Genomic DNA, 14,167 nt, shown 5'->3' on the forward strand with positions numbered 1-14,167 from the left:
TAAATTTATTACGTAGAATATCAGAACTTCATAGCAATATTAAGACTTAAATCAACATATGAAATTATGTGATGATTTAAAAATAAAAATTTTAAAATATGTATATGAATAAAGGTTGATTTTTTTCAGGTGGGGGGGGGGGTAAAATCGTTCCCTGAGGACTAATTAAGAAAAAGGTGAAGTACAAATGAAGAAAATTACTAAATTAGTTGCTGTTAGTGCAGCAGCCATGACTTTTGGGATTACAGGTGTTTCAGCATTAAATAACACAAACGTTGTAAATGCGGATAATATTAATACTGATAATGCGACATTATCAAGTAAAATTCAAGAAGTTAAAAATTCGACAAATGAAGATGGTAAAGGATATACCGAGTTTTGGTTGGAAACTCAAGATATTAATTCAGTTGCAAACGAAGTTGAAAACAATGTAAACACTGAAACTGTAAAAGATCATTTGCAAAACAAAACGGCAGATCAATTATCAGGTGTTTACAATGAAAATAACAAAAACGGTGATTGGAATAATTATCGTGATGCATATAAACAGGATTCAATGACAATGACTGGTGAAACAGCTAATGAATTCCAAGGATTGTATCAAGACGGTACGAAGGTTTTAGAAGAAATAGATAATTATATTGGCGGTAAACAACAAAGCAACCAACCTATTACACAAAACAATAATAATTCAAACACAAACAAGCAAAATACAAATAATGCTAACGCCCAAAACGCAAATAACAATGCAAATACACAAAGCAACTCATCAAACAAAAAAGCTGATGTAACTGCCAATGCTAATAACAACAACGCTAAAAACGATAACGCTCAGGGTGCTGTTGCAAACAAACAAAACACAAACGCAAATGCTCAACAAAACACAGTTAAGAACAATGCTAATGTTGAAGGCACAAAGACTGTCGCTAACGAAAACGAATCAAACTCAGCAAAGAACCAAAACAATGATGCCATTGCTGAAACGCAAAACGAGAACACAACAGCTGCTGGTGAAACAATCACAGTTGTTAAAGCTCAAGCTAAGTCAGCAAACAACACAGCAGCTCAAAAGAACAACACTCCAGTCTTCCCACAAACTGGTGAACAAACATCAGAAATCTTAGCCGTTGCCGGTGGTTTAATCATCGCTGCAACTGCTGCTGGAATCGTTGTTTACAAGAAACGCAACTAATATCTAACAGTTAGTTATACCCATTTGAAGAAGGTCACCTGCCCTTTAGAGGTTTTCTGACCTTCTTTTTTTATTGAAAAGGAAGAAAAGGATGATCATGATGGAGCAAAGTCCAAAGAAAAAGATGTCAACCAAGAAGAAAGTGTTAATTATTATTGCCGTAATCGTTGGAATTTTGGTAGTTTGTTGGGGCGGTTATGAAATCTATGCAAACAAGGTCCCAGAATATAACCAAAATACAACGGGCATAATCTATGGCAATGATAAGGAAGATACGTTGGATGAACAACAATACAACGGCTTTAAGAAAATCGTTCAGGAAGCAATCCAACAAAAGTGTTCGGACGTTGATCCAAGTCAATACAAGGATGACGGCATTGCGGTTGCCAAGTCAGGTAACAACTCATATGAAATTGCCTGGGGATGTGAAAAACAAGGTCAAAGGTACACAACAATGGTGAAGGTTGACATGCAAAAGGGGACCTTTATCGGCGGACCGAAGTTCAAGCTTGACTACTTCGTTTCAGACTTTAATAACGATGCAACGGCAAGCAACATTGAACAAGGAATTAGTGATTTAGGAAGTTTATTAGGTGATTAACATGAAGAAATCAGTAATTTTGGTTAGTGCATTAACGGCGTTGACCCTTGCCGGCTGCGGCAATCAACATCAAGCGCCGAAAAAAGATTATGAACCGAAAAAAACGGCGGTCAAACCGCAAGCTCACAATTCAGCTAAGAGTGGTTCGTCTTCAATGGCAACTGCAAGTTCAGCTTCCAGCCAAGCTCAAGCAGAATCATCAATTGCTTCAGCAGCATCTTCAAGCTCAACGCAACAAGCGTGGACGTTGGATTCAGCCAAGAGCTATTATTTAGCAACCGTAATGGGGAATAACGGGAATCCGCTTAAGTTAGTCGGTGACTTCCCAACCGCAGCTCAAAACGGCCCAACCGTTTGGCAAAATATGGGAACATCGAGTAACGGTCAAACCATGAATGTGGGAATCAGCGGAACGCAAATTTTCACGATCACGAATAATGGCGATGGGACGTCAACGATTCAACTTGGAACCGTTACAATGAAAGTTCGCAATTCCGACCACTGGATATTGGAAAATAACCAGCAAAAGTAATTTGCAAATGTGAACTAAATATGAATTTTTTTTGATTTAATTTGGAATGAAGAGTACACTCTTAGGTGAATATATTTAGCAAAATTATTTTAGGGGGTTCTTTTTTATGGCAAAGAAGTTTTGTCCCAAGTGTGGAACTGAACGTCAAGGCAACGAAAAGTTTTGTCGGAAATGCGGCTATCAGTTTGCTGAAGCAGCATCAACGGTAAAGCAACCCGCTGCCCAACCCAAAGTTCAGCCGCAACGGCGCAGTCGGCCAGCACCGAAACCACGCAAACCAATGTCAAAGAAACAAAAGGCAGGGTTGATTGGAATCGGGGTCGTGATTGTTGCTTTAATTGCATTCTTTGTATGGGGCAATAATTACTATTCAGAAACCAATCAGATCGACCGGATCGCCCAAGATTTGTCAAGCACCAAGAAAGATGCAACAGGAATCGTAACCACGTCTGATCCGAACTTGAAGATCACTTCAAGCACGGTTAAACCGCTTCAAGAATACTTTGAAAACAACAAAGATGACTTGAATTCTTTGGTTTCAGATGTTGAAAGCGGCGCAAGTCTGCATGGAATTACCCTTGTTCAAGACGGCCACTACTGGTTATTCTTCCCCAAGTACAAATTAAATGTTCCAGCAGCCTATGCTAAGGTCGAAACGAACCATGCCGGATCAACGGTTTACGTCGATGGCAAAAATGTTGGAAAAGCAACCGGAAGCGATGGGGAATACACGAAGAATGTTGGCCCATATTTCCCTGGAACGCACACATTCCAAGTTAAAGCCAACGTTAACGGCCGGAATCTTCAAACCAACCAGGATGCCGATGACATTTGGGGTCAAAGCAATGACGAACAAATGACGATCACAACGGCAACTTTTAAGGTTAAGAGCATTGCGGGGGCAACGGTTCTCCTTGATGGCAAGAGTGTCGGAAAACTTGATGGCAACGGCGAATTAGAATTTAAGGATTACCCAATCACAAAGGGCCTTGAATTACAAGTTCAAGCCAACGTTAACGGCAAGACGGTCACATCCAAGAAGATGAACGTTTATGACCAGGTTGAAGATGACACGAAGACTTTGTCACCGAAATTTGCCGGGGTAATTTCTGAATCAGATGCGCAATCACTGTTATCCGCAGCATTTGATCAAAGTACAGCAACTTCTGATCAAGGCGCTGACCTGTATCAAAACCAGGAAGGAAACAGCGACTTTAAGCAGGTTAAACAAATGTTTGACGGCTTTAACAAGAACGATAACAACGATTCATACACAACGGATGTTACCGTTAAGAGCATCATGCCAGGCGGCGATGGTAAGAGTGATGTCGTTTACGATGTTAAGTATGTCTTTGATCGCAGCGATGGCAGTCAACTTGCTCAAGTCATGGAATATTCAGGCTGTGTCCTTGAAAAGAATCCAAACTACGAAAAGAACGACGAAGGTCAACCATATATGATTGATACGATCGGTAAGGGTAAGATGATTCAAAACAACACCGTTTCAGGTGACGATAATAATTAATGAGGGTGAAAGAAAATGAAGAAATGTCCAAAGTGCGGCGCACAAATGTCGAGTGATACGAATTTTTGTACAGAATGCGGTGCAGACTTACGCAACGTTCCGGTAAGCAACGAATCAGCTCAAACAACTGAAACGTTTGAACCAAACGGAACGGTTGAAAATCAAAACCAACAACAAGCAAATCAAAATACGCAACAAACTACTCAAGCACAACCAACACAACAGGCACAACAACCTGCTCAAGCACAACCAGTTCGGCGTTCGATCGATACTGAACAAGCAAAGCAAACAGCTGCCAGCTACTGGAAATGGTTGCTTGGTTCATGGGCTCATCCAACCAACACTGAAGCTCCAACTTCAAAGTGGTTTGGGGTAGTTTCAATTGCGATTGAAATTTTCTTGTTCTGCGCATCATTCTTTACAATGGTTCAAAAGGCAGTCGCATACCTTAATCAACAAGCAAACAACGTCTCAAATGGCCTTGCAGCCCTTTTAGGCCAGCAACAAAACAATAGTAACTTGATCCACTTCAATTCATTTGGAACATCATTTGAAATCTTTATTGTCTTGTTGCTTTTAGACGCTGCTGTTTTAGGCGCCGTTTACGGCATCAACTGCTGGGTATTCAGAGAAAAGGAAAGCTTCTTTGATTTCATCAACCGGTTTGCGCACTACACAAATGTTATTTTGATTACAAACCTCTTGTTCTTCTTATTCAGCTTGATGTCAGCTTACACAATGATGGCCCTTGTATTGATCTTATCGATCTTCCTTTATGTTTTAGGAATGACAATGGTAATCGTTACCCGGCAAGGAAGCCAACGCCTTGACCGCCTTTACGGGGCAGTCTTTGTTGCCATCATTATCTTAATTGCACTTGGCATTCTCTGCGCAATTTGCGGCACAGCCGTTGACATTGCATTTAAGTCATTAACTGGCGGATTAGGGAATTAGGATATTAATTTGGGATAAATGAAGGAACTTCGGCGAAGGCTGGAGTTCTTTTTTAGAACAGGAGAAATAATTCATGAAAAAAACAATTTTAAGCTTAGGAATTATCTGCCTTGGGGCATTAACTTTAGCTGGTTGCGGAAATCAGAATAAGGTTCCGCAAAAGACAGCGGCACCCAAGACAGAACAGAAAGTAAAGAAGGATACCGCAAATGAAAGCAAGACTGAATCAGATACTCAAACAAGCGATTCAGATTCAGTTGAAAGCGGTGTTGCAACCGCCTCGTCAACGACGACTCCAAACAAGCAAGCGGAAAATGATCCGCAGGTTACACCGCAACAATTAGGAACGATGGTGGCGTTTTTACAGAATCCTGACTGGTTTAAGGAGTATTTAAAAGACGGGACGATGTATTACGGAACAAATAATCCTAAATTAGTAGTTGGCGGTGATGAGGTTGCCGGGTATGATTTTGTATCAGCAAACGGGGATCCAACAAGTTATATTTACTACAAAAAAGATGGAGATACGGTTACGATCAAAGATGTTGAGCCGCATGGGAGCCAATGTGTAGCGGATGCAGGCTATACAACAAGAACGGTATCTTATCACAATCTTTTGCAAGACTACTATCAAAGCCAAGGTCAAAAAGATGAAGTTAACAACGATGCTAGTCAGCTAAAGAGTTGGGCATCAGTAAATCAAGATGTATATCAAAGCCAAAATTAATGGAATTAATCCTCGCTTTTTGCGGGGATTATTTTTTATTCACATAAAATCCGAACTATATTTTAAAGTTCATTCTTAATATTTTGTGTTATACTCCTTTATAGTAAATAGAAAGGGAGTAATTCTTAATAAAATCCATCAAAAAGATAATCATGTCAGTTGCTGCAATTGTGTTAGTCTTATTAATTGACGGCAACGTCCATGCTTCAACCACGAATTCAAAGGAGTATACGCCAAAGAAGTTGGTAATTGCGTTTGATCCATCATCGAATGCAGAAACGATGGAATCAAAGGCACAACCATTCGGAAAGTTGCTTTCCAAGCAATTAGGGATTCCGGTCAAGGTCGTTGTTGCAACCAATGACGACACGATGATCGAAGGAATGGGTTCCGGCAAAGTCGACTGTGCGTTCTTGCCGCCTGAAGGTTATGTTTTAGCTCACCAAAAGTACGGCGTTAAGGTCATCTTACAATCGACCCGGTACGCATACAAGGAACCGGATGATCAAATGACTCACCACTTGGTTAAAGATTTCCATGCTCAGATTTTAGTGCGGAAGGGCAGCGGGATTAAGTCGTTGAAAGATTTACGCGGAAAGAAGATTGCGGTTCAATCTTCAACTTCAACGGCTGGTTGGATTTGGCCGGTAGTTGCCCTTTACAAGCACGGTATCAACATTTACAAGGATCACATTCAAACTGTTCAAGTTAAGGGCCACGACCAAGGAGTTATGGCCGTTTACAATGGTAGTGCCGATGCCTGCTTTGTCTTCCAAGGTGCCCGGAACATTGTGAAGAAGGATGCTCCGGATGTTATGCAAAAGGTTGTTCCGCTTTACACGACGCCGGCAATTCCAGACGATACGGTTTCAGTTCGCGGCAATATGAGTCCTGCATTCCAAAAGAAATTGATCAATGCTTTCCAAACGGTTGCTAAATCAAAGCAAGGTCACAAGATCATTCAGGAAGTTTACCAACAACAAGGTTATGTGAAGGCAAATAACAGCGACTTTAACAAGGTTCGCGAATATGCGAAGATTATGCAAAAGATTAATCAAAGTAAATAGTTTTAATTCGAAGAAGACTGCGTTATGGCGCAGTCTTTTTGTTATCAGTTGAATTGGAGTTTAAAGGAGTTTAAAATTAATTTGTAAGTTTAAAAGAGTTTAAAAGTAAAATCGAAGTTTAAAAGAGTTTAAAAATGAAAGGAGAATTATGCGTAATCCATTTAACCCAACATTTGGGGATGTTCCTCAACTTTTTATTGATGATGGTGAAAGTGAGAAGTTAGTTGAATTGATTCAGGATAGCGATTTTGCACGCTCATTCTTTGTAACTGGCGTGCGTGGGGCTGGCAAAACTTCATTTATGAGCAAGGTAATGAAGAAATTTGCAGAAGACAAAAACTGTTATGCAATTAATTTGATCAATAAAGAAGATATGGTCGATACCTTATGTTCAAAGCTTGCCAATGCTGTTCACCGAATTCATGGGGCGATTGATTCAGTGTCGGCTGGAGTTTCAGTAAAAACATCACTAACTGAGATGAGTAATGAGGAGCGGTTAGAAAGCTTACTGAAGAAAGTTAAAAAACAAGGAAAGTATGTTGTAATTGCAGTCGATGAAGTTATCAATACGCCCACTATTCGAAGCTTTGCTCAATATTTCAGTTTGCTTAAACAGCAGGACTATCCGATTTTTGTAATTATGACGGGGTTGCCAGATTTGATTCTTAACATTCAAAACGACGATAAGCTGACTTTTTTATTACGCTCTGAAAAGATTTATTTGGGAGAATTAAGTTCAGCTCAAATTCTTGAAGAGTACCGCAGGGCTTTTCATGGCGAGATGCCGGTCATGAGCAAGATGACCCAAGCTGTTGAGGGATACTCATATGCTTTTCAGTTACTTGGATATTTGCTTTTTGAAAGATGTCAGGGGCAAGTCCCAGCAATTGATGATTTAAATGCCGTAATGGATGATTTTAAAAATCGCCTGTTTGAAAATGCATATCAAAAGATTTTCCTTGGCCTTTCTGATATGGACTGTGAGTTTTTGCTTGCAATGCAAAAAAATGCTGAATTTGGGGAAATTGTAAATCAAATGCAGAAAAGTAAAGTTTACGTTGCACAGTACCGGAAACGGTTGATCGATCGGTGTTTGATTTCGCCGCAGATTCGGGGAAGATTAAAGTTTAATCTGCCATTCTTCGATGAATATTTGGAAACAGTTCAGAATCCAGATTCAATTTTTTATTTAGGAATATAGTAAAAAAGGTGCCACACGAATATGCGACACCGTTTTTGAATCTAATTATTTAATTTTAAAGGCAATTGCTTGGTATGGTTGTAACTGGATTGCATCTTTCAATTGCATCTTCCGTGGTTCGCCGTAGTTATCGATCAAGACCTCAACTTCTTTATTTTGCAGGTCAGCTGGAATGTCGGCCCATGGTTCGTAGCCGTAGAAGTTGTTCAGAACCAATAACTGCTCATCACTGTCGTCAAGGTAACGCCGGTAAGCGAAGACTTGCGGATGGTCTTCCAGTTCAGCCTTGAAATGACCGTCGGAAATCAAATCTTCCGTCTTCCGGAGTTTGATCAGCTGTTGATAATAATTAAAGATTTCACCATGATCAAGTTCGGCTTGAACGTTGATTCGATCCTGATCAGTCGGCTTCAACCATGGCTTTCCGGTGCTAAAGCCGGCATTTTGGCTGTCGTCCCAATGCATTGGAACCCGTGAATTATCACGCGCCTTGGTCTTCACGATTTCAAAGGCATCGTGAGCACTCATCCCGCTATCCATCATTTCCTGATAAGCGTTCAGCGCTTCGACGTCAACGTAGTTGTGGATCGAGTAGTAATGCGGATCGATCATTCCAAGTTCTTCACCCATGTAAATATATGGCGTTCCGCGCAACAGGTGGATGGACGTTGCGAGCATTTCAGCCGATTTTTCACGGTAGTTGATCGGATCGCCGAACCGGTTCAGGGCCCATGGCTGATCGTGGTTATTCCAGAAAAGGGCCTGCCAGCCGTTACCGCGGTCGATTCCAGCTTGCCACTCGTTTAAAATGTGTTTGAGCTTCATAAAGTCAAACGGAACTTTGCTCCATTTTTCGCCGTTTTCATAGTCGACTTTCAAGTGATGGAAGGCAAAGACCATTGAAAGTTCATGGTCATCCGGTTTCGTGTATTCAATTGATTTTGTGATCGTTGTGGATGACATTTCGCCAACGGTTACGGCATCTGGATCCTGGCCAAAACTTTCACGGTTGAGTTGTTTGATGTAGTCCTTAACGACTGGGGTATCAGTGTAGAGGGCTTTTTCGTGGTCGATGTTGCCATCGGAATCGACTAAAACTTCATCTTTTCCAGTAACGTTCAATACATCAAAACGGAAGCCTTTAACCCCTTTTGCCCGCCAGAAATTGACGATGTCAACGGCCTCTTGGCGAACATCTGGATTATGCCAGTCAAGATCGGCTTGAGATGGATCAAACAGGTGAAGATAGTACAGATCAGTGTCACCGAATTTTGCCCAGGCAGGACCGCCGAATTTTGATTCCCAGTTTGTCGGAAGATCGCCATTCGGCTTAGCCGGACGGATGTAGAAGTACCTCATGTACTTTTCATCGCCGGCCAGGGCTTTTTGGAACCATTCATGGTCAGTCGAACAGTGATTGAAAACCATGTCCAGCATCACGTCGACGTTGATTTCCTTTAACTTCGCAACCAGTTCTTCGAAGTCCGCCATCGTTCCAAAGCTTGGATCGATTTCACGGTAGTTAGCGATGTCATAGCCGTTATCGTGTTGCGGTGAAACGAAGAACGGGTTGAACCAGATCATATCAATGTTGAGTTTAGCAATGTAGGGGATTTTTTCGATAATTCCTCTTAAATCTCCAATCCCATCGCCGTTACTATCATAAAAAGATTTCGGATAAATTTGATAAATAACTTTTTTTCCTAAATTCATGGGACAAGTCCTTTCTATTTTAATTTGATTTTCTGTCGCCGGGCAAAGTCGCTGAATTTAAATTTGTCAGGCCGGTGGTAAGATTCGGTCAACTGAAAAAGGGTCGTGTCATTTAAAAATGATAAGCTGCGGACAACGACGACAAGTTGATCGCCGGTCAGTTTCAGTTGCGCAGCAACTTCGTCATCGGCCTTTTCAACGGTAATTTCCTTTGAAGCGTAGGAAATATCCAGTCCCAATTCACCTTCAATATAATCATATAACGAATTTTCAGCAACCTTTTGCGGAATTTCGTCAATCGGCGGGGTCAGCAAAAAGTCACGGTCAATTACAACCGGTTCATGGTCGATCGTTCTGAGCCGTTCGATATAGATGGTAGGTTGATTGGCATCAACGCCCCGGTTCACAAAGTATTGCGGAATTGAATTGCGGCGTTCGTTTTTAAGAACCGTCGTGACCGCATGCATTCCCAGTTTTTGATTAAGTTCTTGGAAACTGGTAATTCCGGATACCGGGAAAGTGAATTTTTGATAATCAAGGACGATCGATCCTTTCCCTTTGATCTTTTGGATCAGCCCCAGATCATTTAACTGGGAAAGGGCACTGCGGATCGTCTCACGCGAAGTTCCGTACAGGTCGGTAAGCTGATGCTCGCTTGGCAGATAGTCTCCCGGACAATACAATCCATGATGGATTTTTTCAGCAAGATCCTGGGCAATCATGTCTTGTTTGCTCATGAACGTCCCTTCTTTCATTGATTTAAGTTCAAGTTCTATTTAACCATAGAATGTATGGTCAGGCAAATTAGGAAAAGATAATAACGTTGTTAAAATAATTTTGAAAGCGATTAAAAAAGATGTTGACAACTTGTCTATACAGGATATAAAATAATGACAGAAATTAAAAGAAAGTGCTTTCAAAAAATTGAGGAGGAGCCGCAATGGCAAAGAGAACAGATATTGAGATCCTTGCACCGGCAACGGGGAAGGTCTTACCATTATGCGAAACAAAGGATGAAGTTTTTTCAGCAGGAACAATGGGCCAAGGATTCGGCCTTGAACCATCAGCTGAAGGTGAAATCGAAGTTGTTGCTCCGGTTAGCGGAACGGTCATGATGTTGGCTGACACCAAGCACGCAATTGGAATTCAAACTACGGATGGGCTTGAAATTTTGATCCACATGGGAATCGATACGGTCAATCTGAAAGGAACTCCATTTACGGTTCATTGCGAACAAGGTTCAACGGTTAAAGCGGGGCAACCGATTGCAACGATGAACTTAAAAGAAATTGAAGCTCACAAACTTGCCAAGACGATCATGGTGATCGTAACGAACTCAGCTGATAAACTTGAAAGTCTTTCATTAGATGAAGGCGAAATTCAAGCCGGCGAACCAGCCGTTGATGCACACTTGAAAGGTGTCGGCAAAAAGAAAAAGGGCAAACGGGATTACGATGCCTTAGCAACGACGATCATCAAGTTAGTTGGCGGGAAGGAAAACGTGAATAACTTGATCCACTGTATTACCCGGTTGCGGTTCTACTTAAAGGACGAAAGCAAAGCAGACACTGAAGCATTGAAGAATACCGATGGCGTAATCGATGTGATGAAGGCTTCAGGCCAGTATCAAGTTGTCATCGGGAATGAAGTGATGAACGTTTTTGATGCGGTAATGAAGCAATTAGGACCGTTGGATGAAGACGCAGCCGCTGCTCAACCGGCAGAAAATGACGGAAAGAACCCAATCAGCCGGGCCTTTGGTAATTTGATCGGCTTTATTACCGGGTCAATGAGTCCGGTAATCGGCGTTATCGCCGCATCTGGGATCATCAAAGGAATCTTGGCATTGTTGACTTTGCCTCAATTAGGTGCGATCTTAAGCGTAAAGAGTACGATGTACATGACGGTTAGTGCGATGGCGGACTCCGCCTTCTTCTTCCTGCCGATTTTAGTTGGTTATTCAGCTGCTAAACGGCTCGGTAGTGATCCAATCGTTGCCGCTGTTATCGGGGGTGTCTTGACTTATCCGCAAATCATTACTTGGGGGAAAGCCTTCAAGACAATGTTTACCATTGGCGGATTCCACTTCCAATTCTTGAACTACACGTATTCAATTTTCCCGATGATCGTTGCTGCATGGTTGGCAAAGAAGGTTGGTGACTGGTTGAAAGACCACTTGCCAAGTTACCTGCAAATGATCTTCAATCCGTTGATCACGATTTTAGTAGTTTCAACGATCACCTTAGTAATCACTGGCCCAATTATTCAAGGAGCTGCGAACGGAATTGCCGACTTCGTTAACTGGTTGGTTCAAGCATCAGGTTGGATCGGCGGTTTGATTATCGGTGGTTTCTATCAATTACTGGTTATTTTCGGGTTGCACTGGGGCGTTGTGCCGTTGGTTGCCCAACAAATTGCCCAAACGCATCAAAGTGCTTTGAACGCAATTATTTCAGTTACAATGGTTTCTCAAGGAGCTGCTGTTTTAGCAGTTGCAATCAAATCAAAAAAGGATAACATGAAAGAACTTGGCTTTGCAGCTGCCATTTCAGCCTTCTGCGGAGTTACAGAACCTGCAATTTATGGGATCAACTTACGTTACAAGAAACTTTTCGTTTCTGGCTTGATCGGTTCAGCCGTTGGTGGGTTGATTACTGGCTTGATGCACGGAACAATGTACGGCTTTACGGGTTCATTGATTGGATTCTCATCATTCTTCAATCCAGCCCATCCAACCCAATTAACAAGTTTCTACGCATTCTTGCTTTCAAGCATTGCCGCCATTATCGTTTCATTCCTTGTAACATGGTTCTGGGGCTACAACGACAACATGTCAATGGGCAAGAAAGTTGAAAAGAAGAAACGCCCAGGAACAAAATAAAAGTATTAATTAACCGATAAGATCTCAATCACTTTGTTAGTGGTTGAGATTTTTTTATGTAATTCAACTATAATAAAAGTGTTAATTTGCATTGACATTGATAATTTATGTTGTGTAAAATATAAATTAATTTGAAATATTGAGAGAAGGATCATTTTGAAAACCAAAAAGAAAATGTCGCTTGCCCAGCGAATTAACATTCTACGGGCAGCGGTCATGGGAGCGAACGATGGAATTTTGTCAGTTGCCGGAATCGTTATCGGGGTTGCCGGAGCGGCGACAAGCAACTTTGCGATTTTTATTTCCGGGATCGCCGGAATGTTAGCCGGAACGGTTTCAATGGCGATGGGCGAATATGTTTCGGTCAGTGCTGAAAAGGATTCGCAAAAGCAAGCGATTGTGACTGAAAAGCAAGCTCTTAAAGATGATTACGATGGTGAATATGATTTTGTAAGACAAAAGTATTTGAAGAAGGGCATTAAGCCGGAATTGGTTGAAAAGGCCGTTCATGAAATGATGGAACGGGATGCATTGCGAACAATGGTGCGTGAACGGTATGGGTTTGACGTCGATGAATTTACCAGCCCGTATGCGGCCGCAATCGCATCAATGATCTCATTCCCGTTAGGTTCGATCTTACCGTTGTGCTCAATTTCATTTTTCCCGCATTCGATCAAGATTGTCGCAACGTTTATCGCGGTGATCATTGCGTTGGCAATTACCGGCTGGGCGGCTGCCTGGTTGAATCACGCTAATAAGCTTCACGGAACGGTGCGGAATGTGATTTCCGGGATCATTACGATGTTAGTAACATATGGAATTGGTCATTTATTCGCACACTAGAAAGGAGGACTTAGACGATGACAAAGAAGAAAAAAGATGAACAACGCTCAGCAATGGGTGAACGCTTGAATGTTTTACGGGCCGGGGTTTTAGGCTCAAACGACGGAATTTTAACGGTTGTCGGGGTCCTTTTTAGTGTGGCGGTTGCAACGTCGAACCGGTTTACGATTTTTATTGCCGGCTTGTCTGATTTGCTTGCCTGTGCCTTTTCAATGGCTTCGGGCGAATACGCTTCGGTAAGTACCCAACGCGACATGGAACAGGTAACGGTTAAGGAAGAACAGGCTCTTTTAAAAAAGGACCGCGAAGGTGAATTAGCCGCAGTTCGGAAATACTACATGGAAAAAGGGGTTTCCGAAGAAACGGCCGAAGACATTGCGGAAGACTTGCTGAATAAAAAGCCGCTTGAAACGGTGGTCGATGTTAAGCACGGATTGATTTTGAATGAGTACATGAACCCGTGGAATGCAGCTTTTTCGTCATTAATTTCCGCTTCACTTGGCGGAATCTTCCCGTTAGCGGCGATGACTTTTAGTCCGGTAAAATGGATGTGGCCGATCACGATCTTGGCCGTTTGCGTTTCCGTTTCATTGACCGGTTATCTAAGTGCCAAGCTTGGAAACGGATTGGTTAAAGTGGCGATTAAGCGGAACTTGATCGTCGGGATCATTACGATGATCATTCACTACACGTTAGGATTAATGATTTAGACGCTTTACAGGGATTTGAATAACGTTTAAAATGAAAGTAACAATTTCAATGACCGGGTTGAAGTAGAAAATCCAATAACAGAGAGGTTTCAAGCGCTGAAAGGAACCAGGATTTTCGAAGTGGGACCGACCAGAAATTCCAACTAAATATTGGTAACAAGTGGCAGAATAACTGCAAATTAGGTGGTACCACGGTTAAAATCGCCCTATTCAGAAATGAT

General features: G+C 41.8%; 13 protein-coding genes. 11 read left to right on the top strand and 2 right to left on the bottom strand.

Translation table 11 applies throughout. The annotated features are described in order from the left end of the window. Window positions 1-187 precede the first annotated feature (187 nt). The 8 genes from A3O17_RS00390 (at window position 188) to A3O17_RS00425 (ending at window position 7,799) form a co-directional block, all read left to right on the top strand. Window positions 188-1,192 (top strand): LPXTG cell wall anchor domain-containing protein, encoded by a 1,005-nt coding sequence (locus A3O17_RS00390; protein WP_064212502.1) that lies wholly within the window; start codon window positions 188-190, stop codon window positions 1,190-1,192. 97 nt (window positions 1,193-1,289) lie between these two features. Further along, entirely contained in the window at window positions 1,290-1,793 is a 504-nt protein-coding gene (locus tag A3O17_RS00395; RefSeq protein ID WP_155728896.1) for a hypothetical protein, read from the top strand. Further along, the gene (locus A3O17_RS00400) at window positions 1,786-2,325 is read left to right on the top strand and encodes a hypothetical protein (protein WP_064212500.1); all 540 of its coding nucleotides are present in this window, start codon (window positions 1,786-1,788) and stop codon (window positions 2,323-2,325) included. The genes A3O17_RS00395 and A3O17_RS00400 overlap by 8 nt, the downstream gene beginning before the upstream one ends. A gap of 106 nt (window positions 2,326-2,431) precedes the next feature. Next, complete coding sequence (locus A3O17_RS00405; RefSeq protein WP_064212499.1) at window positions 2,432-3,850, top strand: zinc ribbon domain-containing protein; 1,419 nt, start codon at window positions 2,432-2,434, stop codon at window positions 3,848-3,850. A gap of 15 nt (window positions 3,851-3,865) precedes the next feature. Next, on the top strand, window positions 3,866-4,804 hold the full coding sequence (locus A3O17_RS00410; protein ID WP_064212498.1) for a zinc ribbon domain-containing protein: 939 nt from the start codon (window positions 3,866-3,868) through the stop codon (window positions 4,802-4,804). Window positions 4,805-4,877: 73 nt separating this feature from the next. Continuing rightward, the gene (locus tag A3O17_RS00415; protein ID WP_064212497.1) at window positions 4,878-5,531 is read left to right on the top strand and encodes an Lreu_0056 family protein; all 654 of its coding nucleotides are present in this window, start codon (window positions 4,878-4,880) and stop codon (window positions 5,529-5,531) included. Between the two features lie 152 nt (window positions 5,532-5,683). Then, window positions 5,684-6,598: a phosphate/phosphite/phosphonate ABC transporter substrate-binding protein gene (locus A3O17_RS00420; protein WP_155728895.1), complete on the top strand. Its 915-nt coding sequence runs from the start codon at window positions 5,684-5,686 to the stop codon at window positions 6,596-6,598. 148 nt (window positions 6,599-6,746) lie between these two features. Beyond that, entirely contained in the window at window positions 6,747-7,799 is a 1,053-nt protein-coding gene (locus A3O17_RS00425) for an ATP-binding protein (protein WP_064212495.1), read from the top strand. A 45-nt stretch (window positions 7,800-7,844) separates the two neighbouring features. Here A3O17_RS00425 and treC read toward each other — a convergent pair whose 3' ends face one another. After that, the gene (treC, locus tag A3O17_RS00430) at window positions 7,845-9,512 is read right to left on the bottom strand and encodes an alpha,alpha-phosphotrehalase (RefSeq protein ID WP_064212494.1); all 1,668 of its coding nucleotides are present in this window, start codon (window positions 9,510-9,512) and stop codon (window positions 7,845-7,847) included. Window positions 9,513-9,526: 14 nt separating this feature from the next. After that, window positions 9,527-10,249 (bottom strand): trehalose operon repressor, encoded by a 723-nt coding sequence (treR, locus tag A3O17_RS00435; protein ID WP_064212493.1) that lies wholly within the window; start codon window positions 10,247-10,249, stop codon window positions 9,527-9,529. A gap of 203 nt (window positions 10,250-10,452) precedes the next feature. Here treR and A3O17_RS00440 point away from each other — a divergent pair, with 203 nt between their 5' ends. From A3O17_RS00440 to A3O17_RS00450, 3 genes are all read left to right on the top strand, one after another. Then, window positions 10,453-12,393 (top strand): glucose PTS transporter subunit IIA, encoded by a 1,941-nt coding sequence (locus tag A3O17_RS00440; RefSeq protein ID WP_064212492.1) that lies wholly within the window; start codon window positions 10,453-10,455, stop codon window positions 12,391-12,393. Window positions 12,394-12,567: 174 nt separating this feature from the next. Then, window positions 12,568-13,236: a VIT1/CCC1 transporter family protein gene (locus tag A3O17_RS00445; RefSeq protein WP_064208537.1), complete on the top strand. Its 669-nt coding sequence runs from the start codon at window positions 12,568-12,570 to the stop codon at window positions 13,234-13,236. 17 nt (window positions 13,237-13,253) lie between these two features. Further along, window positions 13,254-13,946, top strand: a complete 693-nt coding sequence (locus A3O17_RS00450; RefSeq protein ID WP_064208535.1) for a VIT1/CCC1 transporter family protein — start codon at window positions 13,254-13,256, stop codon at window positions 13,944-13,946. Window positions 13,947-14,167 lie beyond the last annotated feature (221 nt).

Origin of the sequence: Ligilactobacillus aviarius, from assembly GCF_001654615.1 — a bacterium.
GTDB lineage: Bacteria > Bacillota > Bacilli > Lactobacillales > Lactobacillaceae > Ligilactobacillus > Ligilactobacillus aviarius_B.

Excerpts from the sequence above, each read along its gene's own strand:
- treR (WP_064212493.1), bottom strand. The coding sequence starts at position 10,249 with ATGAGCAAACAAGACATGATTGCCCAGGATCTTGCTGAAAAAATCCAT.
- treC (WP_064212494.1), bottom strand. The coding sequence starts at position 9,512 with ATGAATTTAGGAAAAAAAGTTATTTATCAAATTTATCCGAAATCTTTT.
- A3O17_RS00405 (WP_064212499.1), top strand. The coding sequence starts at position 2,432 with ATGGCAAAGAAGTTTTGTCCCAAGTGTGGAACTGAACGTCAAGGCAAC.
- A3O17_RS00450 (WP_064208535.1), top strand. The coding sequence starts at position 13,254 with ATGACAAAGAAGAAAAAAGATGAACAACGCTCAGCAATGGGTGAACGC.
- A3O17_RS00425 (WP_064212495.1), top strand. The coding sequence starts at position 6,747 with ATGCGTAATCCATTTAACCCAACATTTGGGGATGTTCCTCAACTTTTT.
- A3O17_RS00395 (WP_155728896.1), top strand. The coding sequence starts at position 1,290 with ATGATGGAGCAAAGTCCAAAGAAAAAGATGTCAACCAAGAAGAAAGTG.
- A3O17_RS00440 (WP_064212492.1), top strand. The coding sequence starts at position 10,453 with ATGGCAAAGAGAACAGATATTGAGATCCTTGCACCGGCAACGGGGAAG.
- A3O17_RS00390 (WP_064212502.1), top strand. The coding sequence starts at position 188 with ATGAAGAAAATTACTAAATTAGTTGCTGTTAGTGCAGCAGCCATGACT.
- A3O17_RS00420 (WP_155728895.1), top strand. The coding sequence starts at position 5,684 with ATGTCAGTTGCTGCAATTGTGTTAGTCTTATTAATTGACGGCAACGTC.
- A3O17_RS00410 (WP_064212498.1), top strand. The coding sequence starts at position 3,866 with ATGAAGAAATGTCCAAAGTGCGGCGCACAAATGTCGAGTGATACGAAT.
- A3O17_RS00445 (WP_064208537.1), top strand. The coding sequence starts at position 12,568 with ATGTCGCTTGCCCAGCGAATTAACATTCTACGGGCAGCGGTCATGGGA.
- A3O17_RS00415 (WP_064212497.1), top strand. The coding sequence starts at position 4,878 with ATGAAAAAAACAATTTTAAGCTTAGGAATTATCTGCCTTGGGGCATTA.